Raw genomic sequence first — 21,452 nt, forward strand, 5'->3', positions numbered from 1 at the left:
ATTTTATTGGCTTAGACCAATGGGTTTACAGCGGCTCCGAACCACCACAACGCCACTGCTCCAGCAATTCCTAGCACGACAAAGACCCACGAGCTTGCAAGTGGCCGCTTAGCCCAGCTCCGGCTTACGTCAAAGGAGATAAGCCCAGGGCCGGTAAACTGCAGCACCAGCGAGATCGTGGTGAGGAAAAATGCAAACCATATGGAGTCATTGAGATCAGTTAAATTCAACGCATCGGCGCTCGCGATATGGTGCAGGGTAAGGAAGGACGTGACAACTGTAGCTACAGCAGCAGCAACTGGAGTGAGCAAACCAAAAACGAGGAAGACACCTGCTGCCAATTCCATAGCCGGTACGGCGACAGCCAAGGTGCTGGCATAGGCGTAGGAAGAGAATTGGTCTTGCAAACCATTTATTCCTCCGGAATTCCCCATTGCAAAGAAAACTTGAACCGCATCCAAAATCAGCCAGGCACCAAAGACTATGCGCAGCACAAACAAACCAAAATCGATTGTTCCCCGTTTAGCGGCAGCGGCAACAGCATGTGCCGATGCGGGATCAGGCTGCGGTGCCACTGGAGAAACAGGAGGAACTTGCTCCAGTTGTGGTTCTGCAAAGGCCGTAGTAGTCGGCGCGGCTACCGGTGTTGGAGGTACCACAGTTGATGAGGCAACAGGCTGCCCGGCGGGGGCGAAATCTTCATCCCTATAGGCCGCGCGGTCACTAGACGCAGGCTCCCGGTACATGGACGTGGGAGCGTCTGAGGCAAGCGGTTGACTATGACGCTGAGCATCCCGCTCCAGAGTTGTGGTCTGTTCTTCTCCCGGAGTTCTAGGAACAGAAGATCCCATAGCAGAGGAATCAGAAGCCACTGGAGCAGCGCTGAACACAGTGGTCTTATCTTCTATAGGAGCAGGTTGCTCCTTCTCATTCTCTGTTTTAAAAGAATCCGTGGGAGGGTGCTGTACCTTTGCCTGAGATATTACCTCTGGCGCTACCACAGTCTTAGCATCTGCAACAGTGGTTTCTTCCGAGGTTAAAGGCTCCTGCGCAACTGTAGCGGATCCATCATCTGCTGCTTTTTCCGCAGCATGAGGAGCATCCACACGAGGAGAAGCTGAAACCGAGTCCGGCTTAGATTCCTTGTGAGAGGACGAATCGATATGCTCTTGTTTTTCACCGGGGTTCTCTACGTGAGACGGTTGCACGCTGGCAGAGACCGGGGCTGTATTGCTTCGTTCTGAGGGCTGAATCGACTGGGGTGCTGCACGCCCTGCACGTTCATAAAGGCTCTTGGCCGGATCTACAGGTTTCTTTGAGGGGTCCTGAAGAGTTTTTGAAGGCGTTTCACCTTGCGACGACGTAGAGGGGGCTTGATATGTTGGGATCTCGTCATCAAGATCGCTGGCTCGATCGGGCTTGGCGTTGTCGTTCATGCGCCCCAGGATATGCGAAAATGTTGAAGAAGAGGGGAAGTTACCGGCGCGCCCGGACGCTAAATTTTAGAAGCATCCAGGCGCGTAACTGTGGGTAGTCTAGGAACAGGATTTCAATGCTCCCGCTAGAGCATCCTTTTCTCGGGTTGTTACGGTAAGAGAATATAGGGACTTTACTCGGATCTGGCGTTGAGCGTATTCACATGTGAATGCTTCATTTGAAAGCATCCATTGGTCTGCAGTTTTTGCTTTCTTCATGCGGTTTGCCTCTAGCGATGTGGCTATCAAGTTGATCGGATCATTGGCAAAGTTGCGTCGCTTTTGTGCATCCCATGTATATGCCCCGGCATACCAAGCGTTGGCCAGCGGAACGATATGATCGATGTCTACGCCGTTTGCTTTCTTCCCGCCGCGGACAAAGTCAACGGTATTTCCGGTGTATGGATCTACGAGCTTTCCTTTTTCAATGATGCAGTCTTTGGTTTTATTTCGAACAACTATGTCGGTGAGGTCTCGGCGCAGGATGTCATTCCGAGTGTCACATCCGTTGTGTCCGCCCTCTACTTCCACGTCATCGCTCCATGCTTGACCAAATTGGTCCCGGCTGTACATTGGCTTGCCACCGAGAGCATCGTCGATCTGGAGAGAATCCAGCGTAGCTGCATCATCGCCTGTGGCAACAGAGTCAGGGAGAACACCTTCTTGAGGAGTTTCTTGAGCCGGAAGCGGTTCCGCATCGATAAGCGGGAAGGGGACGTCCTGCGAGTCTGTGGCTTCAGCATGGGATACCCACTGATTGAAGGCACCCGTTAGATTTCCGGAGAAAAGCCCCAGGCTGGTTACGATCGCGAGGGAGAGGATTGTTGCACGAATAAACGCTCGTTTTATCGAACTAGCTAGGTTATTGGATTTCATATTCATAATGTTTTAAACGTAACAGCCTATGCCAACGATTGCATGTAAAGAATCTCACACCTTTAGGTAAAGCTAATCAAAAATTTAACATTACCGAATTTATGCCCAATTGCACCTCAATAGCATTTTTATAAGCCTATTTCCGATATAAACAACCTAAAGAATGTCTTATATACAAAATAAGGGCTTTGAGAATTATAAACCAATACAATCAAAAGCAACCATAAGGAATCCCAATCTGACGATCCCTGACAGTCAGTCTATCGACGACCACTTTACCCCTTAACAACTCCCCACATGACGTCACGTTACGCTTGCGAATACGCAAAATCTTTGGATTCACGTGGCGTAAGATAGGTGTTTTGTGCGCAAAGTCAAGAAAAATACGCCATCGCGACAATAAAATTGGAAACAACTTGGGCACGGGCACGGATTACTACGCTGTACCACTCACGGGGCGCAACACTTTCGAGGCTGCCACAATGACCGACTCCGTAAGTCGGTCAAGGGAAGGCGACTCTAGCCGCCATCTCTGCCAGTAAAGAGGCACCTCGAAAACTGTGGAATCCAGCATGACCACTTCACCACTTTCCAATAAAGGCGCAGCTTGTGATTCCGGCAGCAACGCCCACCCCAGCCCTACCCTAGCGGCTTCAAAGAAAGCTTCCGCTGAAGGTATTTCAGAAACCCGACGGCGGCGCGGAACCTGACCGAGCCTGCGCTCAAGATCCTTGTCCTGCAACGCATCACGTGGGCCAAAACGCAACACCGGCATAGTGCTCCAATCCACAGTTCCATCCCGGCTTGTGTAACGATCCAAAAGCCAAGGGTTTGCCACGGATACATAATGAAATGCCCCCAGTGCAATAGATTCACAGCCTGACGCAGCCTTGGCTTCACCAGTGACCGCGCCGAGCACGTCTCCGCGCTTGAGAAGGGCGAGCGAATAAGCCTCATCCTCCACACGGACGTGCAAGGTAGCCGAGTCCCAACGTGCGACGTCGGCAAGCACCGGCTTAAACCACTCAGAGAGCGAATCTGCATTGATTGCCACAGTCAGAGGGACGCGATCAATACGCTCGTGTAGTTGCGCATTTGCCTCCGCCTGCAGCAGTTCCATCCTTCGTGCCGTCTGAAGCAGAATCTCGCCAGCATCGGTGGGAGTAGGAGGCGATGTCCTACGGACGACTACCCTGCCGATCTCCTTTTCTAAAGCTTTAATTCTCTGACTCACCGCGGACGGCGATACCCCCAAGATAGAGGCTGCGTCTTCAAAACTTTCCTCATCTATAATCGCGGATAATGTTTGCAGGTGAAGTGGGTTCATGAAGCTATTCTAAACCAAGTGTAAAAACATTTATTTTACTTAATATCGCTGCAAGGTGCATTCTTGAGTCATGAGTATTGCAATCGCTGGATTCCTGATGGGCTTGTCCCTTATTGTTGCCATCGGCCCGCAAAATGCTCTCATTATTAGACAGGGCGTCAAACGTGAGGGCGTCCTAGCCGTGCTCCTGGTCTGCATCATTTCCGACATCATCTTGATCTTTGGCGGAACAGCAGGAGTTGGTGCATTAGTGGAACGTGCTCCTATCGCACTTGTAGTGATGAAATGGCTCGGCGCTGCTTATCTCCTATACTTCGGTATTAGCTGTTGGCGCGACGCCCTTAAACGCCGTGGCGACGCGCTCACTGTAGAAGAAACAGAGCCAGAGTACGCCGAAAGCATCGAAATACGTTCCCAACAGCACAGCAACTCTAGCCTGATCACTGCTCCCAAAACACGCCTAGGAAAGCCTTCACAGCGTTCCTCTGTTGAAAAAAACTCATGCCCCCACCGCCCATGGGTTAAACCTGTCTTGGCTGCGCTTGCCTTTACCTGGCTTAACCCCGCCGCATACATCGACGTCTTAGTGATGCTTGGCGGCATTGCCAACCAGCATGGAGAGACTGGACGCTGGGTCTTTGCTTCCGGTGCTCTCGCAGCAAGCTTTGTGTGGTTCCCATTCATTGGCTTCACATCACTCCGCTTTGCTCATGTGCTTGCGCGGCCAACAGTTTGGCGTTATATCAACATCGCCATTGGTGTCATTATGTTCATCATGTGCGCCCGTTTGCTGATGCATTAACTATAAGGGGAGAAAAACTCAACTTCTCCCCTTTAGTTTTCTCCTATCTACTAGGCCTCAGCTCCCGTCCCATGAGTCTTCGATTTTGTTGCTCCAGCCCAGATATTGATTCCCCCGTCATTAGCAATCGTGTCAATCTCATTGAGTTCTTCAGTGGTAAAGCTCAGGTTATTGAGCGCATCGATGTTCTGGTCTAGCTGTTCAACGGAAGAGGCCCCAATCAGCGCGCTCGTAACGGTCTCTACCCCATAGTCTCCTTGCTCTCTTAAGACCCATGCGATCGCCATCTGTGCAAGAGTCTGGCCGCGCCTCTTTGCTACCTCGTTGAGTTTGGAAACCATCTCTAGATTGCTAGCGGAAAGCATGTCCGTCCCCAAGGACTTTCCAGCAGCAGCACGTGAGTTTTCCGGAATTCCATCCAGGTAACGGTCAGTAAGTAATCCTTGGGCTAGCGGAGAAAAAGCGATAACTCCAAGGCCAGAGTCAGCAGCCGATTCCAACAAAGAGTCGCCATCTTCACCAGGTTCCTCCACCCAGCGATTCATGATGGAATAGCTCGGCTGATGGATGAGCAACGGGCAGCCTTCTTCCGACATCATCGCCGCTGCCTCGTTTGTTAGTCCTGCGCTATAAGAAGAAATCCCCACGTATCGAGCCTTGCCGGAAGCCACGATATCGCGCAATGCATATACGGTTTCTTCCAGCGGAGTATCTGGATCCGGGCGGTGGTGATAGAAAATATCCACATGCTCTAGGCCTAGCCTAGATAAAGAAGCATCCAAGGAATCCATCAGATATTTTCGGGAACCCCCAAAGCTATAAGGGCCTGCGCCCATGTTCCAACCGGCTTTGCTTGAAATCACTATCTCATCGCGGTGCGCCTTGAGATCCTCCGAAAAAATCCGACCAAAATTTTTCTCCGCAGATCCTGCAGGAGGCCCATAATTGTTGGCCAAATCAAAATGCGTAATTCCTCGATCAAACGCACGGTGGATAATTTCGCGCTGTGTTGCCAGAGGTTTATCGTCTCCAAAATTATGCCAAAAACCTAGGCTGATAGCAGGAAGCCTAAGACCTGATTGCCCAACAATGCGGTATTCCATATCTTCATACCGGTCTGCGGCAGGAACATATACAGGTTCTGTTTCTCTTGAATATGTCATGCCTACCAGTGTGCGCTCACGTACCACTAATTGTCGAGAAAAAAGCCACTGCTCTGAAAATTAAGCACATGACCAAGCATAACGAGGCGTGTCACGATAAGTTAGCAATATGCGTTAACTACATCGTGACACGCCTCAAAACACACTGGCAGCAGAATCGCTACACTTTTAGATTACTTATGCGAGCTTCTCTGCTATGAGCTTGTTCACTTGAGCCGGGTCGGCCTTACCCCGGGTGGCCTTCATAACGGCTCCGACAATTGCACCTGTGACCTTAGTGTTTCCTGCTCGATATTTTTCTACGATATCGGGGTTAGCGGCCAGTGCCTCTTCCACGGCCTTTTCAATCGCACCATCATCACGTACAACTTCCAGGCCCCGGGAGGCGACTACCTCATCAACGTCGCCTTCGCCAGCGAGAACGCCGTCGACAGTCTGACGCGCCAATTTATTGGTTAGCTTCCCTTCTTTAACCAAAGCGGCTACGCGAGCAACTTGAGCAGCGCTGATCAGCAAAGCATCAAGGTCTACCCCCTGCTCATTTGCTTTTTGCGACAAATAAGCAACCCACCAGGAACGCGCTTCTGATGGAGTGGCACCTGCTTCTACAGTCTCTACGATCAGATCCAACGCACCTGCGTTTACAAGGTCGCGCATTTCCTCATCTTTAAGGTTCCACTCCTGTTGAATGCGCGCACGACGCACCCAGGGGAGCTCAGGCAGCGTCGAACGGATTTCTTCTACCCATTCGCGCGGCGCAATAACCGGCGGGAGGTCTGGATCGTTGAAGTAGCGATAATCTTCAGCAGTTTCTTTAGGACGTCCCTTGGAAGTTGTTCCATCGGTTTCTTGGTAGTGACGAGTCTCCTGATCAATCGTCCCGCCGTCTTCTAATACCTGAGCTTGGCGCTGCATCTCAAAACGCACTGCCTGCTCTACAGACTTCAAGGAATTAATGTTCTTGGTCTCAGTGCGCGTACCAAATTCAACGGTCCCAACGGGGCGCAGCGACACGTTAGCATCGCATCGCATCGACCCCTGATCCATACGGGCATCAGAAACGCCCAAAGCTTTAACCAGATCCCGAAGCGCCCCCACATAAGCACGCGCCACCTCTGGAGCTCGTTCCCCTGCGCCTTCGATAGGCTTGGTAACGATCTCGATGAGCGGGATACCTGCACGGTTACAGTCGACGAGCGAAGCCGTGGCTCCGTGAATACGCCCATCGGCTCCACCCAGGTGGGTAAGCTTTCCCGTGTCTTCTTCCATGTGCGCACGTTCAATCTCCACACGCCACGGAGTTCCATCGTCCAGAACAACATCCAGGTAGCCGTCATAAGCAATGGGCTCATCGTATTGCGAAATCTGGTAGTTCTTTGGCTGATCTGGATAGAAGTAGTTCTTACGAGCAAATCGTGAAGACTCTGCAATTTGGCAGTTCAGCGCAAGACCGATCTTGATAGCCCATTCGACGCCCTTAGCATTAACCACAGGCAGCGCCCCTGGTAGCCCCAAAGAAACCGGGTCAACGTTCACGTTAGGCTCGGCACCAAAATGCGCCGATGGAGCGGAAAACATTTTAGTCTCGGTGGCCAACTCCACGTGAACTTCAAGGCCCATGACAGGGTCGAATTTCTCCAGGACCTCATCAAAGTCCATCAGGTCATACATTGCAGCGGTCATGATTCGAAATTCTAGTTCATCGTCTCCATTAATGGTTCATTGAGGATGCTAGAACCGTGCTCTCCAAGCTTATGCTCGCCATCTGTATGACACTCACTGCCCCACGGCAACAAGAATAATGGCCTTCCTACTCCTAAAAGCAGAAAGGCCATTACGATTCTTTATAGGTTTTATCCAAAGAGAGCTCTGGCTGTCCGATATCTAGCCGCAGGAACTACCTTCAAAGTTCCTACTGCTTCTTCCAAAGGAATTAGGTCAATATGCTCACCATGAAGTGCCACCATCTTGCCAAAGTCTTGTGTATGGCAAGCACGGGCAGCGTGAACACCATACCGGGTTGCCAAAACACGATCATAAGCAGTCGGAGTACCGCCGCGTTGGATGTGTCCGAGCACAGTAGTACGTACGTCGTGACCTAGGCGCCTCTTTATTTCTTCGCCGATCACTTGGCCGATGCCGTTAAAGGTTTGATGCCCAAATTGGTCTACGCACCCCTGGGCAAAACTCATCGTTCCTTCCTTAGGCAAAGCCCCCTCAGCAACGACGATAATTCCGTACTTCTCCCCCATTTGGAAACGGCGTTCCATCGCTTTGCAGATCTCATTGATATCAAAAGGATGCTCTGGAATCACAGTGTAGTGTGCTCCGCCTGCCATCCCCGCATGCAATGCGATCCACCCGACATGACGCCCCATCACTTCCACGATCATCACGCGATTGTGGGATTCTGCGGTGGTATGTAAACGATCAATTGCGTCAGTTGCTACCGACACCGCGGTGTCAAAGCCAAAGGTGTAATCGGTACCGTTGACATCATTATCGATAGTTTTGGGCACGCCCACCACAGGGATCCCATTATCAGAAAGCCATTGGGCTCCCTTTAGCGTGCCCTCGCCACCAATCGGAATCAAAGCATCAATTTCGGCGTCTGCTAAATTCTCTTTGATTTGCTCAAGTCCTGCCTTGAACTTATCGGGGTGAAGGCGGCCAGTTCCCAAGATCGTTCCGCCGCGCAAAAGAATACGATCAATATTTTCATCATCGTAAAGTTGAATGCGCTTGTCTTCCATAAGACCAACCCAACCGTCCTCATATCCCACAACGGTAGAACCGTATTCGGAACAGGTGCGGACGATACCGCGGATGACAGCGTTGAGTCCGGGGCAATCGCCGCCAGAGGTTAAAGTCGCAATTCGCATAGCTCTTAGTTTAGTCCTTCTGGCCGCTTTTGTGTTTGTTTATGCCCGCACGGAAATTCTTAGCTCCCCTTTTGTTGCGCATATCCTTTAACTTGTGGGATTTATCACGGGTCAAGCTGGACAGCATCGCCAGGATAAAACTTGCTGCAGCGTTGAAGTCTTGTGCTGAGGAAAGGAAAAGGCGCTCAGAGTAGACGTGCTATGAAATTCCTCTGAAAGATTATTCTCCCTAATGGAAGATCTATATGGATTCCATTAGGGAAAGTAACCAGGTGAAAGTACTTCTAGGAGAAAAATTCCTGGCCAGCTACGGAGTTAGGAAGAGTCAACTTTGGAGATATCTCAGATTGTGGAGCAAGGTTGAATTTTTCTAGCCCCTTACGCACATGTTCTGCGGCATCGATGTTGAGAGAACCCGAAGTCCACATTGTGTACGGCAAGTTGATAAACCGATTTTCTTTCACCGCTGGAAGATTCCTGGTTGCAGGGTTTGCTCGGAGTTCTTCTACTTTCTCGTTGAACTCTTGCCCCGGATAGTCCACAAAGACAAAAGCGTCCGGGGTAGCAGATGCAATCTTTTCCCAGCCCACGCTGGTCCAGGTGTCTTCAATATCACCTGCTGCATTCTGAGCTCCTGCGGCTTCAAGGATTGCTTGCGGAGCACCAAATTTTCCAGAAGTGTAAACAGCGTCTCCTTTTCCGGAGTCAAAAACAAAAACGTTGGGTTTTTTATCCGCGGCCTTGAGCTTCTTCAAAGACTCAAGTCGATCATCGAGATCTTTCACTGCAGATTCCGCTGAGTCCTTATTGTTGGTAATCGCACCGATATTGGAGAGGTCCATCTTCACGGCTTCCCATGGATCATAGACTCCGCGCTTATTCGACCCGCCTTGCTTACATGATTCGCTCAAAATGTAGGAAGAGATTCCCTGTGCTTTCAGTGTTTCAGGGGTGAGGTTCTTTTCCTCAGAAAAACCATAATTCCAGCCTGCGATAAAGACGTCCGGATGTTTTGCCACCACGGTCTCAAGCGACGGATAATCCTTGGACGTGTCATTGAGCGAATCAACTTGATCGCCAAATTTTGCTCGCAGAATTTCTTTGTCCCGCTGCAACGAGCTGACATATTTGATCTTGTCACCTGCCCCTGCAGCAAGCGCAATGGAGATGATGTTTCCATCATTGACAAATAGCTCGTTAGCTTTGTCAAAGGTCACCTCTTCACCGCAGTTGGTAACGCTCACACCGCCAGTTTTTGCAGCAGTTGCCCCTTGAGAGGAATCAGAGGTAGCGCCCCCGCATGCGCTAAGCACAAGGGACATCCCAAGAATCGGGATAATAATCTTCTTCATAATCATGCTCCTTAAAAATAGAATTTTTAAAGTGAATCAATAATGACGTGAGAGCGGATGGCATCAGGATGCCTTGTTATAAACGCTTCCACTTCAAACACTGTGCGTAGAGTCTCCGGGATCAGCACGCTTTCTGGAGGCCCTGAAGCAACAACGCCTCCGCGATCAAGAACCACCACCTGATCAAAATGACTCATCGCAAGATCGAGATCGTGAACTGTTGCAATGATCGTGCGCCCAGAGTCTCTTAGCACTTTGAGCAAATGCAGCTGGTGATGTACGTCTAGATGGTTGGTCGGCTCATCAAGAAAAATGAGATCTGTACCTTGAGCAAATCCGCGGGCAAAAAGCACTCGACGCCGCTGTCCACCAGAGAGGGACGCACATTCCATCGCTGCACGATCCTGCAAACCAACAAGGTTTAAGGCATCGTTGATCAAACGCGTCTCTTTCTTAGAATCGAACTGCCATACTTTAGTGTGCGGGAGTCTCCCCAAACTGACGGCTTCTTTCACAGTCAAGTCTCCAGGGGGCGTTTCCTCCTGGCCTACAAAAGTAAGCGTTTTTGCCCGTTGCTTTGACCGCATTGAATGCACATCAACATCGTCGATGAAAACCTTGCCGGCGTGGGGTTTACGGATTCCGGCTAGGACCCGCAAAAGAGTTGACTTTCCTACTCCATTGACTCCGACTATCGCCGTCATGGTTCCGTGTTCCGCTACAAAATTAACATCTCGAAGTAATGTTGTCCGGTCATATCCACATGCAATACCTGAGGCTTGAAAAAGTGCCATCTTAGTCTTGTCCCCCGAAGTGATAGTTCTTTCGCCCCATAAGAATCAGGAAGAGCGGTGCTCCGATAACCCCCGTTACCACGCCTAGCGGAATCTCTTGAGGAGGAGCTGCAATTCGGGCAAGCACGTCCACCCAGACCATAAAAAGCGCACCAAACACTGCAGCAATGGGCAAAAGACGACGGTGAAGCGACCCTACGAGTATCCGCGCGAGGTGTGGGATTACTAGGCCTACAAAACCAATGCCTCCCGCCACCGCAACCATGGCTCCGACGAGGAGGGCTTGAACAAAAAACAGGCTTTGCCGTAGCAGTCCTACCCGAACGCCCAGAGCCGCGGCTGTATCTGGCCCTGCCGCAAGCGCGTCCATCTGACGGCTACTCAACATGAGAATAATAAAAGCCACGAACACCACAATTGCGGGTATCAGGAGCTTATTCCATTGCGCACCGGCAACTGATCCCAGCATCCAAAACATCACGCCTTGTGCAGCGCGAGCATCAGGCCCCTTGAACACTAAAAAACTAGCAAGCGCGGAGAAAGCAGAAGAAAGAACCACGCCTGAGAGGATCAGACGCAACGGCGTTAACCCTCCTTGAGCGATAGTCACCGCATACACAGTGAGCGTAGCTACAAGCGCACCTATCAGAGCTCCAACTGATAACGAATAGAGGCCAAAACCACTCAATACGCCAAACACAAGCACCGCTGTTGCGCCCACGCTAGCGCCCGAGGAAATACCCAATAGGTACGGGTCCGCCAATGGGTTTCGGACAAGCGTTTGCATGGTTACGCCAGCGAGAGCCAAACCTGCTCCTACGATAAGCGCGAGCAAGCCACGAGGCGCGCGTAGCTCCCAGACCACAGCGTCTACAGATTGATCAAAGTAGGTTCCACCTGAAAGATGCTGGCGGACCACTTCCCAGACTTCCGAACGAGAATAATCAACCGAGCCAAATGACAAAGACACCACAAAACTCAGTGCGGCTAATCCTGTAATAATCAGGAAAAACGCGGGAGTGGCAATTTTACGCACTAAAAACCCACTTGAATCAGTCTGCATGCCTAAATCGCGAGGCTGCAGAACGAGTCTGCTGACTAAGCCGGTCTTCGGACTCGGATACTCAAGCCCATCAATTACCGCCCTTCCCAGGAATCTAAGCCCAGTGGTATTTCAAGGTAATTGTAGTTGTATCCTCACCGCTGCGCGCCAGTTCTGGTTTTCCACCAGATTCCCGATGTGACAGTATTGTCACTCACTCAGTCACTGATAATCGCCTTCAGTATAGATAGCAAACAACTAAGAAACCGAATCTCTCTCGCAGAGAGCACACCAAACCAGGGGCTTATCGACGTTTCCCTCCCCATCAAGTACTCACGCACATGAATATTTCAGCCTGTAGCATGAGCACCATGACACAATTTATGGGTTTTGATATTAAGCCTCCTACGGAGGTCAGTACGTCCGCAGTAGTTGCCAGTGGCCTAATAGGAGGTTGGCTTACTGCACGTGAAACCGGCATACGGCCGCTGGGTGGAGCAATCCTTGCAGCTGCAGGTGTGTGGGCTGGACGCTCTTGGTGGGCAAAAGGCGGGGTTCCGCTCACGTCTGCGCTCGCGGCAACCTACATAGGGGCATTCGGCCTCAGCCATCCTCTTGCTAAGAAGATCGGCGCATGGCCTGCCGTTCTTACGGTCACCGCTGCGACTGCAACTGCAGCCTACGCGTTATCGGATACCCGCTAAACAAATAGCTATTTAGTCGCTTTCTTTAGCTAACAGGGCAGACGTAATACCGATGATAAGGAATCCTGCCCCTAACAAAACCGCTTCGCCATAAGCCACGCTTGGGCTTGTAACCATGACTCGCCACTGTAATACTGCCCCGATAGCTGCTGATCCCATGACCGATCCGATCTGGCGTGTTGTGTTGTATACGCCAGACCCGACTCCCATATGGCTCAATGGAAGGTCTCGCATCGTCGAAGTAGAGTTGGGTGCCCACACGAATGCATTACCCAATCCGTAAATAACAAAGGCGAGAAGAACCCAATAAACAGAAATCTCCAGAATCATCACGAGTGCGATGCCCCCAAGACCAGCAGCCATCGTCGCAAAGCCAAAAGCTGCGATTTGATGAGGCGAACGTTTATCTGAAAGCTTTCCGATGAACGGGGAAAATATCGCAGAAATGAGCGCCTGAGGGACTAAAAATAAGCCTGCTTGAAAGGCCGATAACTCGTGCACCTGTTGCAAGAACAACATGATGGGCAAGGGAGTGCCCGCGATAGCAAAGCCCATAGCTACGATGCTTATGTTTCCTAGGGAAAAATTGCGGATCGAGAAGAGTGACAAAGGCATCAGAGCATCTTTGCCTGCCTTTTCTGCACGTTCTTGCTGATAAACAAACAGTACGGAAACCACGAGTCCTACTACGATAAGAACCCAAATCCACCAGCTCCAACCAGCGTTTTCCCCCTCTTGGAGAGCAAACACAAGAGAAAAAACGGCGATAACAGAAAGCACCTTGCTCATGCCATCGATACTGCGATTGGTCCGGCGCACCCGAGGCACTAGGCGTAGAACAGACCATACTGACACGATCCCGAGTGGAATATTAATAAAAAAGATCCATTGCCAGCCAAAAGAGGCCGTAATAAATCCGCCTAGGATAGGGCCGGTAAGCGTAGCTAACCCGGCAACGCTCCCCCATGCGCCTAATGCTGCACCGCGCCTTTCACGAGCAAACATCCGGTTAATAAGGCTCATGGTTTGTGGGGTAAGGAGAGAAGCCCCAAAACCTTGTACTGCGCGAGCAATGATTAATGTGATCATATTGGGAGCAAAACCACACGCCAGAGAGCTCAGCGTAAACACGGTCATGCCAACGACATATACGTTTCGAGGACCGAAGCGGTCCCCAAGACGTCCCGTAATAAGAAGTGGGACAGCGAAGGTGAGAAGATACGCCGAAGTGACCCAAATGACCTCTTTATAGGAAGCCCCCAACTCCTTTTGCAGCACGGGAGTGGCCACCGCCACGATGGTTTGATCAAGCAGAATCATAAAAAAGCCAACGCATAATGCAATCAGCGCCGGCCATGCTTCTTTTTCTGGAAGCGGCATAGCTGGGTATTGACCCGATCCTTGTGAGCTGCACGTCCTCACACCAGGATCAACGTTTTTGCCACGGGACTCAATGTTCATAGGACATTCCCTCTTTCTATGAACCTGGGGGATTCTTCTAATTCCGGATTGAGCATCCGGTGATAATAGAAGAAGGCCCCACTGTGCTCCGTTAGCCGCCTTTCGTTCGCCGTCTTTCTCCTACGAACGCAGCTTTTATAACAGATTTTGAAGGCTCTTTGAGCGTCTTCTATGTTGATGCTCATTGCTCACCCCACAATACACTGCACCACTACATATAGACTGTGCTGTCATGGCCAACCAAAATATTATCCTCGTCCCTACCCAAGAAGTTGATCGCACTTATATTGCCCGACTTAACTTTCTCACCGACGTTTACGGCAACGAAGACTCCGAGCTAAGCCACAACTTTATTAACGACACACATTTTTATGTCGATCAGTGGGTTTCCAAAGACGGCGGTTTTATTGCCTGGGACACCAACAAGATTCCTGCCGGAGGCGCTTGGTTGCTGTGGGGTACCTCGGTTAATCACGGCTACGGTTACGTTAACGAGGAAATCCCTGAAGTTGCTATTGCCGTAGAAGCAAGATTCCGCGGCACGGGTGTAGCTTCTCTCCTGCTTAAGGCCGCTATTGCATTAGCACAAAGCCTAGGAGCACCGGGGATTTCGCTCTCCGTGGATAAGGCAAACACCAAAGCTCAACAGGTTTATTCTCATCTCGGGTTTTCCAAGGTTTCCTTTGATGAGGCATCAGGTTTTTATATTATGCAGATTTTATTTTAAAGCTCTCTAAAACCCATAACATGCCCACACGCATTGATGGCAAAACCCCTTTTTCTTCGCTTTTCCGCCTTAGCAAGGAACAAAGAAAAAGGGGGTTTAATGTCAGCTCAGTTACTGACGTCCTGCTTCAAATGCGGCTCCCACCTTATACAGGCGGTCATCACAAAACGCTGGTGCCATGATTTGCAAGCCCACAGGCAACCCCGTGTCTTTTGCCAATCCTGCAGGCACAGACATTCCGCACAGACCGGCAAGATTCAACGGCAGAGTACACAAATCAAAGTTGTACATGGCTAGAGGGTCAGATGTTTTCTCACCAAGCTTAAAAGCAGTGGTCGGCGTGGTTGGGGAAACCAAAACATCGCACTTTTCATAAGCCGCAGCAAAATCTTGAGCGATAAGAGTACGTACGCGCTGCGCTTGCAGATAATACGCATCGTAGTACCCCACAGAAAGCGCATAGGTTCCCAGAATAATGCGGCGCTTTACTTCGGGACCAAATCCCGCGGCGCGAGACAGCGACATAACTTCATCTGCCGAATGGGAGCCGTCGTCTCCTTCGCGCAAGCCATAACGCATGCCGTCGAAACGCGCCAGATTAGAAGAAACCTCGCACGGAAGGATCAAGTAATACGCGGCTAAAGCATCATCAAAGTGCGGGCAATCGACTTCCACGATCTCCGCTCCCTGAGAAGTGAGTTGTTCCACGGATACATGGAATTGCTCCAAAACTCCTGGTTGATAACCATCGCGATCAAACTGTTTGACCACGCCAATTTTAACGCCGCTAAGATCTCCGTTTGCGCCTTCCCGAGCAGCTTCCACTACCGGCGCAACTGGACGGTCTACGCTGGTAGCGTCGTATTTATCATGCCCAGCAATGACTTCATGGAGCAGCGCTGTATCCAAAACGGTCCTTGCCGTTGGGCCGCCTTGGTCTAGAGAGGACGCACAAGCCACCAAACCGTACCGAGAGACCGTGCCATAGGTTGGTTTCACTCCTACGGTATTGGTCAAAGCCGCCGGCTGACGGATTGATCCACCGGTGTCGGTACCTATGCCGAGCGGCGCTTCGCCTGATGCAAGTGCTGCGGATGTACCACCACCGGAGCCACCTGGTGTGCGGTCGATATCCCATGGGTTGCGAGTCGGGCCATATGCAGAGTTTTCAGTGGAAGACCCCATCGCAAACTCATCCATATTAGTCTTGCCCAAAATCGGGATGCCTGCGGCACGGAGCTTCTTGGTAACTGTTGCGTCATAAGGCGCAACGTATCCCTCCAGCATCTTTGAAGCACACGTGGTAGGCGCATCCGTGGTAACAAAGACGTCTTTGAGGGCAATGGGCACGCCTGCGAGTGCAGATGCCGGTGCCTCGCCGCGATCCAAGGCGGCATCTACCTCGTCGGCGGCAGCAAGGGCTTCTTCTACACCCACATGCAAGAATGCGTTAAGTGTGGGGTCAACCTCAGCGATACGGTCAAGGTGTGCTTGCGTCACCTCACGTGAGGTGAGTTCACGTGAATGGATTTTCTGAGCGAGCTCGGCAGCAGAGAGCGATGTAAGTCCGGACTCAGGCACTAAATAATTGGTCATTCGGACTACTCCCCTAAAATCTGTGGAACGACAAAACGCTGCTGGTCAACAGCAGGAGCCTGATCAAGAGCCTGTTCTGGAGTCATAATTTGTTCAATTATGTCCTCACGCATGGTGGTCTTAATCGAGTGTGGATGGCTCATCGGCTCTACCCCCTCTGCAGCAACTTTTTGAACAGCACTCACGTTACCGATGATGCCGTCAATTTGCGCTGCAAAGCAGTCGAGTTCTTCGTCAGTCAACGCCAAGCGCGACAACTTGGCCAGGTGTGCGACTTCATCGCGCGAAATCTCAGGCACTTTTCGTCGATCCTTCTCACATTGGGTTCTAATTAAAATGTGTAACCTGCATACCATGCTCTGCTAGCACGAGATCATTGTCATTCTTGAACATACTACTGCACAGCCTCTCCACTTCAGCATCTGCACCACGCTAGCCCCTAAGAACTCGCCTGTACTTCCCCGAGATACCTGCAGTGTTTCATTCATGGGTTTTTCTGAGCTCATGTTTAACGAGCTTTTCCCTAATAGAATCGATAAACATTGTGGATAATGTCCCCTGCAATGCCACCACATAACATAGACAACGTATTATTATCGACGCCTAGTATTTGATAGGTATTTTTCGAATCCCTGTCCGATGTCTCGGACTTCCCTTGTTAACGGAGCTGCGCCCTAGAAAGGCGATGATTGTTCATGTCCTACCTTATTCGTGTTCATATTCCCGATGCACCAGGTAGCCTCGGACGTTTAGCAGAGGCCATTGGACTTGTCGACGGCAATATTTCCTCCGTAGATGTCGTCGAATCTTTTCCCGACGGCACTGTCATGGATGACATGGTGGTTAAGCTTCCTGCAGGTACGATGGCGGATGCCTTGATCACTGCCGCGCATGAAGTAGAGGGCGTAGAAGTGGATTCTATTCGTCCTTTTTCCGGCCGCGTTGATCGTCGTGGGCAAATCGCGATGTTGGCATCCGTTGCAGGAGCTAATACGCATTCTGATTCCCTGGCAAATCTCGTGAACAGCATGCCGCAAGCGCTTACTTCAACATGGGCGGTGCTTCTCGACGTCCACGGCGGAGTCACGCGCGTCACTGCTTCCATTGCTGCCCCCGAAGACGATGGCTCCAGCCCTGACATCGTCCCCATCGAACACGCGCGCACGCTCTTACCTGAATCCGAACCATGGATTCCGCAATCATGGGGACTATTGGATTCATCACTTGCAGCAGCCCCACTGATCGGAACGAACCTTGTACTTGTTATCGGGCGTGTAGGCGGTCCTGATTACCTCAGCAGCGAGGTTGAACACCTGGGGAACTTGGGAACAATCCTCGGCAGAATCTTAAATAAATAAAGCGGGTGTAGAGAGCCCTTTGCTCTCTACACCCAGCGCTTATACCGATCCGTTTTCTAGTAGTCGGATAAAACCGGACTCGTCAAGAATGGTGAGTCCTAGTTCTCTTGCTTTAGTTTCCTTAGAACCGGCGTTTTCTCCAACCACAACATAATCGGTTTTTTTAGACACCGATGTTGAGGCTTTACCGCCACGGCTGATGATGGCTTCCTTAGCAGAATCGCGACTAAAGCCTTCCAAAGAACCAGTGACCACAACAGTCATACCCGCCAGTGTTTGCTCCGGCAATTGGGAGGTCTCTTCGGCCATCGTCACACCAGCACGTGCCCACTGCTCTACGATGTGGGCGTGCCAATCAACTTCAAACCAATCTTTAAAACTTTGTGCGATGATCGCTCCAACGCCTTCAGTATCCGCAATCTCTTCCGCGCTGGCTTCTCGCAATGCGTCCATAGAGTGATAACGGGACGCTAATGCCCGGGCGGCGGTGGGACCAACGTGTCTAATAGATAGCGCGACAAGCACCCGCCAAAGATCAGCTTTTTTCGATTGCTCCAAGTTGGCTAACAACTTGGAGCCAGTCGCATTCAGCGTCTTCTTCTTTGTTGTGTACACGCGAGTCTTTAGTAGGTCTTCTTCTGTAAGCTCAAACAACCCGGCTTCGTCGATAAGCACCCCTGTACGGATGAGATCCTCCGCTGCTTTTTCTCCTAAAGCTTCAATATCAAAAGCGCCGCGTCCTGCTAGATAGGTTAAACGCGTGCTCAACTGCGCCGGGCACGATTGAGAATTAGGGCAACGCCAATCCGCATCGTCCTCTTTTTGCGGCGCAAGCCGGGTACCACAGCTAGGACACAAAGTAGGGAAAATAAACTCGCGCTCAGTCCCGTCTCGTTTTTCCACTACCGGCCCAAGAACTTCTGGGATCACCTCACCTGCTTTGCGGATCACCACGGTGTCCCCGATGAGCACTCCTTTACGTTTTACTTCCGTTTGGTTGTGCAGCGTAGCCATAGACACAGTAGATCCGGCGACAAAGACTGGACGCATAACGGCAAAGGGAGTAACACGCCCGGTCCTGCCCACTCCTACCTGAATGTCTAAGAGTTCCGTTGTAACTTCTTCTGGCGGGTATTTGTAGGCGATAGCCCAGCGCGGAGCTCTGGCTGTAGCCCCCAACGCTCGCTGCTCTGAGATGCTGTCTACCTTAACTACAACTCCATCCATCTCATGCGCTGCGTCGTGGCGATGCTCGGCCCAATATAGAACCTTTTCCTGCACTTCTGCGGCTGACTGGACAAGCTCGGTATAAGGAGAAACAGGCAGGCCCCAAGCTGCCAATGCCTCATACGCATGGTACTGCGACGCGGGAGTAAAACCCTGAGTAGCACCAAGTCCATGACAGATCATCCGAAGCCTGCGTTTTTTAACAGCTTCAACGTCTTTTTGTCTTAATGAGCCGGCAGCCGCATTGCGCGGATTAGCAAAGGGTTTTCCTCCCTCCAATTGGCGTTGTTCATTAACCGCAGCAAAGTCTTCTACAGCGATAAAAACTTCACCTCGAACCTCCAGCAGTTCAGGGATAGGAAACTCTGCGTTTTCCTTAAGTCGATGCGGCACATCAGCAATCACTTTTGCGTTTTCGGTGACGTCTTCACCGATCCTGCCATCGCCCCTAGTAGCCGCACGCCATAATTTTCCATCGCGGTAAATAAGGTCTAGTGAAAGTCCATCGATCTTCAACTCGGTTAGATAAGCCTGCGCCGGTGTTCTTTGCAACCACTCAGAAAGCTCTGCGGCGTCAAACACATTATCTAAGCTCATGAGGCGTTCCAGGTGCTCTACATTATTAAAACTAGAGCTCAAAGCCACAGGGGCTCCGACTTCTAGCGTGGGGCTGTCTGGAACTGCGAGTTCGGGGTGTTCCTCTTCAAGCTTTTGGAGCGTCCGGAACAACGCATCAAAATCTTGGTCACTGATCTCAGGTGTGTCGTTATAATACGCATCACGATGATATCGCACTTGTTCAGCGAGTTCGTCCCATTGTCTGCGGAGTTCGATATTGGAATCAGTCACGATATCTAGTTTATCGTTGGTATTTAACTTCAGCGGAAGTTGCACCATACGCCGGGCTTAGGCACTGATTAGCCACCGGGTTGCATAGCGTGTTGAGGGGATTGTCTAGGGTGTGAGTCATGAACTCTCTCGACCCCAATGTGGCTGTCTTTGATCCGCTGAAAGTCTTGAGCTTTGATCTTGAGACCACCTCCGCCAACCCTCATGAGGCTCGCATTGTATCCTCTGCGCTCGTCAGGATCGATAGCAATGGCGCTCACCCACGAGAGCTTCTGGCAGATCCCGGAATAGAAATTCCCGAAGAAGCTGCAAAAGTGCATGGTATAACCACAGAATATGCACGTGAACATGGGCGCCCACATGAAGAAGTGCTAAAGGAAACCATAGCGGCCATCCAACAAGCGTGGGCTGATGGGTTTACGCTCATCGTTTATAACGCCGCTTATGATCTCACAGTATTGAGAAAACTCACCGGGGATTTTGTTGTTACCGGTCCCGTGTTTGACCCTTACGTTATTGATAAGGCCCTCGACAAATTTCGGCGAGGCAAGCGTACACTCACAGACCTTTGCCAGCACTACAACGTTCGTTTAGATAATGCACACGAGGCCACCTCGGATGCACTCGCGGCAGCACGTATAGCGTGGATGCAAGCAAAGCGAAATTTTAAAGAGGAGCTTTCCCAAAAATCCCTCAATGAGCTAATGCAATTCCAAGCCGTCGAATACTACGAATTTCAGACGAAGCTAAAGAACTACTTTGAGGGCAAGGGTAAGGACGCCTCATCTGTCAATACTTCCTGGCCAATGCAAGGCTGAGTGGTGCTCCCCCTCCCGACTAAAGATCTCCCGCATCACGATGCAGAATTTCCTCAACCTCCCGTAATGTGGCCAGTTCATGGGCCACATCTACAAGAGTTGTATCAATCCTGGGAGAAGATTGGGTTATATCAGCATCCGACAAGATAGCTCGTTCTATGCCTAGCTCGTCATAGAATTTGGCGGCGGTGATAGCAAGGTGACGAGCATCAGTGCCATGGAGGCCCAAACCAGCGCGCATCCCCGATGCGAGAGCCTCCCCGAAGGCGTCGAGAAGCCTTGTTCCTTTAATCTCAGTAGGAGAAACAAAGATTTGATCTACTGCGGCAAAAATAGCTATGTCCATATTGGGTTCTCTGCCGACCTCATTAAGCGACACCAACTCTAGTTTTTCTCCGCGTATCGCTTCTACAACACCAGCTAATCGCTCTCCTAGGACTTTGGGATGGATAGCCGGGACCGTATCAAAATCGCTCGTGCCTTGGACCGCTCCGCGACGTAACGCAGAAAGCGCTGGCTCATCAATTTGTATCCGAACGAGAGCACCGAAACGCCTATGTAAGTCGGATACGTGTTCCCCAATCCCATGTATCAAGGCTTCCGTGATGTCTCTCATCGCCCCGAAATCAGTAACGGCTCGATGGCCATTAGGCAGTTCCATATGAGTCGCCAAACTCCAAGGGCCTAATACCTGTGCTTTGAGCACGGGAACACATCCCCACTGGTCTTGTAAGTGATCCAGGTCTTCTTCCATGCGATCCCAAATCCGGTGAGTAAGTATTTGCGGCCGCGCAGTCAGACGCCAGGCTCTTGGCCCCTTTTCCACTGGAAGATCAGGCATCAACGTACATGTCCTGCCCACTGCATCAGACCCCAACCCGCGAGTGGGAAGCTGCGGAAGAGCTCTCATGTCCCCCGTTTCACCTGCAATAACATCTGCTGCATCGATAATGCTCGTACCAGGCATAGGGCCTAAAGCGAATGTTGCCATAAAAATCT

The 21,452-nt window shown here is 51.0% G+C and carries 19 protein-coding genes and 1 riboswitch; of the genes, 5 read left to right on the top strand and 14 right to left on the bottom strand.

Features of this window, described 5'->3' with window-relative positions; translation table 11 throughout:
• Nucleotides 1–11 precede the first annotated feature (11 nt).
• The 3 genes from CpATCC19410_RS08775 to CpATCC19410_RS08785 form a co-directional block, all read right to left on the bottom strand.
• Complete coding sequence (locus CpATCC19410_RS08775) at nucleotides 12–1,436, bottom strand: DoxX family membrane protein (RefSeq protein WP_014401132.1); 1,425 nt, start codon at nucleotides 1,434–1,436, stop codon at nucleotides 12–14.
• A 99-nt stretch (nucleotides 1,437–1,535) separates the two neighbouring features.
• Complete coding sequence (locus tag CpATCC19410_RS08780) at nucleotides 1,536–2,357, bottom strand: HNH endonuclease family protein (protein WP_013241740.1); 822 nt, start codon at nucleotides 2,355–2,357, stop codon at nucleotides 1,536–1,538.
• Between the two features lie 430 nt (nucleotides 2,358–2,787).
• Nucleotides 2,788–3,678, bottom strand: coding sequence for a LysR family transcriptional regulator ArgP (locus CpATCC19410_RS08785; RefSeq protein ID WP_013241739.1), 891 nt, complete (start codon nucleotides 3,676–3,678; stop codon nucleotides 2,788–2,790).
• Nucleotides 3,679–3,748: 70 nt separating this feature from the next.
• On the opposite strand from CpATCC19410_RS08785, the gene CpATCC19410_RS08790 reads away from it, so the two are divergent.
• A complete protein-coding gene (locus CpATCC19410_RS08790; RefSeq protein WP_013241738.1) occupies nucleotides 3,749–4,480 on the top strand; it encodes a LysE/ArgO family amino acid transporter in 732 nt (243 codons plus the stop codon).
• A gap of 50 nt (nucleotides 4,481–4,530) precedes the next feature.
• Here the strand turns inward: CpATCC19410_RS08790 and CpATCC19410_RS08795 are convergent, their stop codons facing one another.
• From CpATCC19410_RS08795 to CpATCC19410_RS08820, 6 genes are all read right to left on the bottom strand, one after another.
• Nucleotides 4,531–5,643 carry an aldo/keto reductase gene (locus CpATCC19410_RS08795; protein ID WP_014401131.1) on the bottom strand — a complete coding sequence of 371 codons (1,113 nt, stop codon included), beginning with the start codon at nucleotides 5,641–5,643 and terminating at the stop codon, nucleotides 4,531–4,533.
• A 177-nt stretch (nucleotides 5,644–5,820) separates the two neighbouring features.
• A complete protein-coding gene (gene gatB, locus CpATCC19410_RS08800) occupies nucleotides 5,821–7,326 on the bottom strand; it encodes an Asp-tRNA(Asn)/Glu-tRNA(Gln) amidotransferase subunit GatB (protein ID WP_013241736.1) in 1,506 nt (501 codons plus the stop codon).
• A 170-nt stretch (nucleotides 7,327–7,496) separates the two neighbouring features.
• Nucleotides 7,497–8,525, bottom strand: a complete 1,029-nt coding sequence (locus CpATCC19410_RS08805) for an ATP-dependent 6-phosphofructokinase (RefSeq protein ID WP_014401130.1) — start codon at nucleotides 8,523–8,525, stop codon at nucleotides 7,497–7,499.
• Nucleotides 8,526–8,809: 284 nt separating this feature from the next.
• Nucleotides 8,810–9,877 carry an ABC transporter substrate-binding protein gene (locus CpATCC19410_RS08810; RefSeq protein ID WP_013241734.1) on the bottom strand — a complete coding sequence of 356 codons (1,068 nt, stop codon included), beginning with the start codon at nucleotides 9,875–9,877 and terminating at the stop codon, nucleotides 8,810–8,812.
• A 26-nt stretch (nucleotides 9,878–9,903) separates the two neighbouring features.
• Nucleotides 9,904–10,671 carry an ABC transporter ATP-binding protein gene (locus CpATCC19410_RS08815; protein ID WP_013241733.1) on the bottom strand — a complete coding sequence of 256 codons (768 nt, stop codon included), beginning with the start codon at nucleotides 10,669–10,671 and terminating at the stop codon, nucleotides 9,904–9,906.
• Nucleotide 10,672: 1 nt separating this feature from the next.
• A complete protein-coding gene (locus tag CpATCC19410_RS08820) occupies nucleotides 10,673–11,707 on the bottom strand; it encodes a FecCD family ABC transporter permease (RefSeq protein ID WP_013241732.1) in 1,035 nt (344 codons plus the stop codon).
• A gap of 48 nt (nucleotides 11,708–11,755) precedes the next feature.
• Nucleotides 11,756–11,950, bottom strand: a riboswitch (cobalamin riboswitch).
• 104 nt (nucleotides 11,951–12,054) lie between these two features.
• Between CpATCC19410_RS08820 and CpATCC19410_RS08825 the strand changes: the two genes are divergently transcribed.
• A complete protein-coding gene (locus CpATCC19410_RS08825; RefSeq protein WP_013241731.1) occupies nucleotides 12,055–12,417 on the top strand; it encodes a hypothetical protein in 363 nt (120 codons plus the stop codon).
• A 12-nt stretch (nucleotides 12,418–12,429) separates the two neighbouring features.
• Here the strand turns inward: CpATCC19410_RS08825 and CpATCC19410_RS08830 are convergent, their stop codons facing one another.
• Entirely contained in the window at nucleotides 12,430–13,878 is a 1,449-nt protein-coding gene (locus CpATCC19410_RS08830) for a DHA2 family efflux MFS transporter permease subunit (protein WP_013241730.1), read from the bottom strand.
• 232 nt (nucleotides 13,879–14,110) lie between these two features.
• On the opposite strand from CpATCC19410_RS08830, the gene CpATCC19410_RS08835 reads away from it, so the two are divergent.
• Nucleotides 14,111–14,605, top strand: coding sequence for a GNAT family N-acetyltransferase (locus tag CpATCC19410_RS08835; protein ID WP_013241729.1), 495 nt, complete (start codon nucleotides 14,111–14,113; stop codon nucleotides 14,603–14,605).
• Between the two features lie 111 nt (nucleotides 14,606–14,716).
• Here the strand turns inward: CpATCC19410_RS08835 and gatA are convergent, their stop codons facing one another.
• Together gatA and gatC are read right to left on the bottom strand one after the other, a co-directional pair.
• Nucleotides 14,717–16,201 carry an Asp-tRNA(Asn)/Glu-tRNA(Gln) amidotransferase subunit GatA gene (gene gatA / locus CpATCC19410_RS08840; RefSeq protein ID WP_013241728.1) on the bottom strand — a complete coding sequence of 495 codons (1,485 nt, stop codon included), beginning with the start codon at nucleotides 16,199–16,201 and terminating at the stop codon, nucleotides 14,717–14,719.
• 5 nt (nucleotides 16,202–16,206) lie between these two features.
• On the bottom strand, nucleotides 16,207–16,500 hold the full coding sequence (gatC, locus tag CpATCC19410_RS08845) for an Asp-tRNA(Asn)/Glu-tRNA(Gln) amidotransferase subunit GatC (protein WP_013241727.1): 294 nt from the start codon (nucleotides 16,498–16,500) through the stop codon (nucleotides 16,207–16,209).
• Nucleotides 16,501–16,896: 396 nt separating this feature from the next.
• On the opposite strand from gatC, the gene CpATCC19410_RS08850 reads away from it, so the two are divergent.
• Complete coding sequence (locus CpATCC19410_RS08850; protein WP_013241726.1) at nucleotides 16,897–17,559, top strand: ACT domain-containing protein; 663 nt, start codon at nucleotides 16,897–16,899, stop codon at nucleotides 17,557–17,559.
• Nucleotides 17,560–17,598: 39 nt separating this feature from the next.
• On the opposite strand, the gene ligA is transcribed toward CpATCC19410_RS08850, so the two are convergent.
• Complete coding sequence (gene ligA / locus CpATCC19410_RS08855; RefSeq protein ID WP_013241725.1) at nucleotides 17,599–19,683, bottom strand: NAD-dependent DNA ligase LigA; 2,085 nt, start codon at nucleotides 19,681–19,683, stop codon at nucleotides 17,599–17,601.
• A 71-nt stretch (nucleotides 19,684–19,754) separates the two neighbouring features.
• On the opposite strand from ligA, the gene CpATCC19410_RS08860 reads away from it, so the two are divergent.
• Nucleotides 19,755–20,453: a 3'-5' exonuclease gene (locus CpATCC19410_RS08860; RefSeq protein WP_013241724.1), complete on the top strand. Its 699-nt coding sequence runs from the start codon at nucleotides 19,755–19,757 to the stop codon at nucleotides 20,451–20,453.
• Nucleotides 20,454–20,472: 19 nt separating this feature from the next.
• Here CpATCC19410_RS08860 and CpATCC19410_RS08865 read toward each other — a convergent pair whose 3' ends face one another.
• Nucleotides 20,473–21,444 (bottom strand): uroporphyrinogen decarboxylase/cobalamine-independent methonine synthase family protein, encoded by a 972-nt coding sequence (locus CpATCC19410_RS08865; RefSeq protein ID WP_013241723.1) that lies wholly within the window; start codon nucleotides 21,442–21,444, stop codon nucleotides 20,473–20,475.
• Nucleotides 21,445–21,452: the final 8 nt, after the last annotated feature.

This window comes from Corynebacterium pseudotuberculosis (genome assembly GCF_002155265.1).
GTDB lineage: Bacteria > Actinomycetota > Actinomycetes > Mycobacteriales > Mycobacteriaceae > Corynebacterium > Corynebacterium pseudotuberculosis.

Coding starts and splice junctions, on each gene's coding strand:
- ligA (WP_013241725.1), bottom strand. CDS start 19,683: ATGGTGCAACTTCCGCTGAAGTTAAATACCAACGATAAACTAGATATC.
- gatA (WP_013241728.1), bottom strand. CDS start 16,201: ATGACCAATTATTTAGTGCCTGAGTCCGGACTTACATCGCTCTCTGCT.
- CpATCC19410_RS08790 (WP_013241738.1), top strand. CDS start 3,749: ATGAGTATTGCAATCGCTGGATTCCTGATGGGCTTGTCCCTTATTGTT.
- CpATCC19410_RS08775 (WP_014401132.1), bottom strand. CDS start 1,436: ATGAACGACAACGCCAAGCCCGATCGAGCCAGCGATCTTGATGACGAG.
- CpATCC19410_RS08815 (WP_013241733.1), bottom strand. CDS start 10,671: ATGGCACTTTTTCAAGCCTCAGGTATTGCATGTGGATATGACCGGACA.
- CpATCC19410_RS08805 (WP_014401130.1), bottom strand. CDS start 8,525: ATGCGAATTGCGACTTTAACCTCTGGCGGCGATTGCCCCGGACTCAAC.
- CpATCC19410_RS08795 (WP_014401131.1), bottom strand. CDS start 5,643: ATGACATATTCAAGAGAAACAGAACCTGTATATGTTCCTGCCGCAGAC.
- CpATCC19410_RS08860 (WP_013241724.1), top strand. CDS start 19,755: ATGAACTCTCTCGACCCCAATGTGGCTGTCTTTGATCCGCTGAAAGTC.
- CpATCC19410_RS08865 (WP_013241723.1), bottom strand. CDS start 21,444: ATGGCAACATTCGCTTTAGGCCCTATGCCTGGTACGAGCATTATCGAT.
- CpATCC19410_RS08835 (WP_013241729.1), top strand. CDS start 14,111: ATGGCCAACCAAAATATTATCCTCGTCCCTACCCAAGAAGTTGATCGC.
- CpATCC19410_RS08780 (WP_013241740.1), bottom strand. CDS start 2,357: ATGAATATGAAATCCAATAACCTAGCTAGTTCGATAAAACGAGCGTTT.
- CpATCC19410_RS08810 (WP_013241734.1), bottom strand. CDS start 9,877: ATGAAGAAGATTATTATCCCGATTCTTGGGATGTCCCTTGTGCTTAGC.
- CpATCC19410_RS08825 (WP_013241731.1), top strand. CDS start 12,055: ATGAATATTTCAGCCTGTAGCATGAGCACCATGACACAATTTATGGGT.
- CpATCC19410_RS08830 (WP_013241730.1), bottom strand. CDS start 13,878: ATGAACATTGAGTCCCGTGGCAAAAACGTTGATCCTGGTGTGAGGACG.
- gatB (WP_013241736.1), bottom strand. CDS start 7,326: ATGACCGCTGCAATGTATGACCTGATGGACTTTGATGAGGTCCTGGAG.
- CpATCC19410_RS08850 (WP_013241726.1), top strand. CDS start 16,897: ATGTCCTACCTTATTCGTGTTCATATTCCCGATGCACCAGGTAGCCTC.
- CpATCC19410_RS08785 (WP_013241739.1), bottom strand. CDS start 3,678: ATGAACCCACTTCACCTGCAAACATTATCCGCGATTATAGATGAGGAA.